The following is a 3,428-nucleotide window of genomic DNA, read 5'->3' on the forward strand; positions in this document are numbered from 1 at the left end:
CGCCGCGCGGGCCGTGAGGCGGCGCGGCGGGCGGCGCGTCGTCGGGCCGGCCCCAGGGGGTCGCCGGACCGGCGAGCTGCGGCAGCACGGGCGGCGCCTCGCGCAGCGGCACGGGGACCGGCCACGCCGAGCCGGGCTGCGGCGATTCGCCGGGCGCGGGCTCCCGGCGGGCGAACACCCCGACGTCCGGGACGACCTCGGCGCGCGTCACGACCTCCGGGCGCGGCGTCCCGCCGAACGGGGCGTCGGTGTACGGGGTGCCCATGAACGCCGGCCCGGCGTCGGACGGCACCGCCTGCACGGGCCCCCGCTCGGCGGGCTCGGCGTCGACGGGCTCGGCGCCGTCGCGTTCGCCGTCCGGGGACGGGGCGTCCGCGTCGCCGGACGCTCCGGGCTCGCCGTCGTCCGCCGGGGCCTCGACCGCGGGCGCGTCCGTGGCGCCGTCCAGCAGGGCGGGGTCCTCGTCCATCCGGTCGGCGGGCACGACGAGGTCGTGCGGCATCAGCACGATCGCCGTGACGCCCCCGTACGGGGAGCGGTGCAGCGACACGTCGATGCCGTGCCGGGCCGCGAGCCGCGCGACGACGAACAGCCCCAGCCGGTCGGTGTCGACCAGGTCGAACTCCGGCGGCTCGGCGAGCCGCCGGTTGATCTCGGCGAGCGTCTCCGGCTTCACGCCGAGCCCGCGGTCCTCGATCTCCACGCAGAAGCCGTTGCCGACCCGCTCCGCCATCACCCGCACCTCGGTGTTCGGCGGGGAGAACGACGCCGCGTTCTCCAGCAGCTCGGCCAGCAGGTGTACGACGTCGGTGACGGCGGCGCCGACCAGCCCGTCCTCGGACTCGGTCAGCACGACCGCGCGGGTGTAGTCCTCGATCTCGGCGACCGCGGCGCGCAGCACGTCGGTGATGTGCACCGGGCGCCGCCAGCCGCGGCCCGGGGTGGCGCCGGACAGGATGATCAGGCTCTCGGCGTGCCGCCGCATGCGGGTGGTGAGGTGGTCGATCCGGAACAGCGCCTCGAGGTCGTCGGCCTCGGCGCGGCTCTCCAGCCCGTCCAGCATCGTCAGCTGGCGGTGCAGCAGCGACTGGTTGCGGCGGGCGATGTTGAGGAAGATCCGGCCGACGCCGGCGCGCAGCTCGGCCTGCCCGACGGCGGCGTCCACGGCGGTGCGCTGCACCTTGGCGAACGACTCGGCGAGCCGGTTGACCTCGCTGGTGCGGCCGCGCGGCAGCGCGGGCGCCTCCGCCTCGACGTCCACGGCCTCGTTGCGGCGCAGCCGCTCGACGAGCCGCGGCAGCCGCTCGTCGGCGAGCTCCTCGGCGGAGCCGCGCAGCCCGACGAGCTCGCGGACGACGCCGCGCCCGAACCGCAGCGCGAGCAGCACCGACAGGGCGATGACCAGCAGGCCGGCGCCGCCGACGACGCCGAGCCGCAGGTAGGCGTCGCGGCCCAGCCGGTCGGCGCGCGCGGCGGCCCCGTTGGTGTTCGCCATGATCATCTGGTTGACCGACAGGACCAGCGGCTGCGCGGTCTCCTGCCACTGCCAGGCGCTGATCGGCAGCGGGCCGCGGTCGTGCGCGGCGATCTGGTCCTCGATGTCCTTGTACGCGTGGTACTGCGTCGAGGCGAACACCGGGGCGGTGAGCCGCGCGTAGACCTTCGGGTCGGCCAGCGAGCGCTGCCGCTGCCACTGCCAGCGCTGCTCGCCGAGCATCTCCAGGAACATCCGGTGCTCGGCGGCGGTCATCCGGCCGTGCGTGACGAGCGCGCCCGCGACCAGCGCGTTCTCCCGCTGCAGCAGCTCCATCGCGCGCCCGGCGGCGCGGTCGGACAGCGTCCAATTGTAGAGGGACGCGTCGTCGATGACGATCAGGCTGTCGTACAGCCGGTGCATCACGTCGACCATGCTGCTGTAGTCGTTGACGGCGGTCAGCCGGTCGATCGTGCGGCCGTCGACGGCGGCGCGCAGCTCGCCGAGTCCGCCGAGCGCCTTCAGCACGTCCGAGACGCGCGACCGCATCTCGGCGGTGGTGGCGCCGCGCGCGGCGTCGGACGTGGACGTGCGGCGGAAGGTGGCCACGGCCTTGTCCAGGCGCGCGCGCTGGGCGGTGAGGGCCGCGGGCGTGGACGCGGCCTTGCGCGGGCCGCTGAGGTACACGACCGACGCCTGCCGCTCCTTGCCCAGCTCCACGAGCAGCCCTTGGCCGGACGCGGCGAACTGGTCGTTCAGCGTGTGGTACTTGCGCTGGGCGAGGGCGGCGCGGCCGGTGAGGTCGGCGGCGTACACCCAGATCGCGACCAGCGAGACGAGCGGAACGAGAAGAAGCGCGGCGACCTTGGACCGGATCGGGCGCGTGCGTGCGGTTCTCATGGGACCTCGAACGTTCCGGCACGTAGGGTGGCCCGATCATAGAGGCGGCCCGCAACGCCTCCGCAACCCCTTCACCACCTTTCGTCCGTATTCGGAACCGGAATCGGTTATCGACAATCAGGACATTTGCTTCATTTCCCCCTGTTGCCGGGCGGCGATGGGCCATACTCTGCTGTTTCGCCCGCCGATCGCGGCCCGGCACGGGAGGGAGACCGACGATCAGTACAGGCAGCCACGGCGCGGCCGGCCCGTCCGGCCGGAGCGGGAGCCCGCTCCCCGCGCCCGGGAGCGTTACCATTCCCGCCGTGAGTCCCGAAAGCCAGGCATCCGAGGCACTTCCGTCGCGACGCCGCCGCGCCCCCCGCGGCGGCCGACATCGCGGCGACGAGTCCTTCCTGCTGCCCCAAGGATCCCCCGCGCTCGTCCTGGCCGTGCCCGGCCCCGCCCGGCAGGGCGGCACCGAGGTCGCCGCCGAGCTCGCCCGGCTCGTGGAGATCGAGCACACCGGGCAGCCCGCCCACGTCGGGCACCTCGACGGCGGCGAGGCGAACCTGCACGCCCTCCTGGCCGGCCTCGGCCGCCCGCAGGACGAGCTCGCGGCCGTCGTGGTGCCGATGTCCACCGGGCCCGACCCGGCCCTGGACGCCGCCGTCCGCGCCGCCGTCGCGTCCGCGCCGGTGCGCGCCGTCGCGGCCGAGCCGCTCGGCCCGCACCCCCTCATCGCCGAGGCGCTGCACGACCGGCTCGCCGACGCCGGCCTCGCCCGCGCCGACCGGATCCGGATGATGACGATGGTCACCGCCGCGACCGGCGTGATCGTCGCCACCCCCGGCGACGCCACCGCCGTCCGGCAGGCCGAGGTCACCAGCGTGCTGCTCGCCTCCCGGCTCGCCGCGCCGGTCTTCACCGCCTCGCTCGCCGACGAGGCCGGCATGCGGGCCGCCGGGGAGCAGCTGCGCGCCGCGGGCGCCGCGTCCGTCGCCGTCGCGCCGCACCTCATCGGCCCCGAGCCGGAGAGCCGCCTGGTCCCCGCCGCGGCCGCCGCCGTCGGCGC

Annotated in this window: 2 protein-coding genes; one reads left to right on the top strand and one right to left on the bottom strand. The window is 75.8% G+C overall.

Going from position 1 to position 3,428, the window contains the following annotated elements; translation table 11 throughout:
• On the bottom strand, window positions 1–2,374 hold a 2,374-nt coding region (locus tag F9B16_RS49765), incomplete at its 3' end, for a sensor histidine kinase (protein WP_151547248.1).
• A 305-nt stretch (window positions 2,375–2,679) separates the two neighbouring features.
• Here F9B16_RS49765 and F9B16_RS49770 point away from each other — a divergent pair.
• Window positions 2,680–3,428 (top strand): hypothetical protein (locus tag F9B16_RS49770; RefSeq protein ID WP_151547249.1); only part of this gene is annotated, 749 nt, incomplete at its 3' end.

Origin of the sequence: Actinomadura montaniterrae, assembly GCF_008923365.1 — a bacterium.
Taxonomy (GTDB): Bacteria; Actinomycetota; Actinomycetes; order Streptosporangiales; family Streptosporangiaceae; genus Spirillospora; species Spirillospora montaniterrae.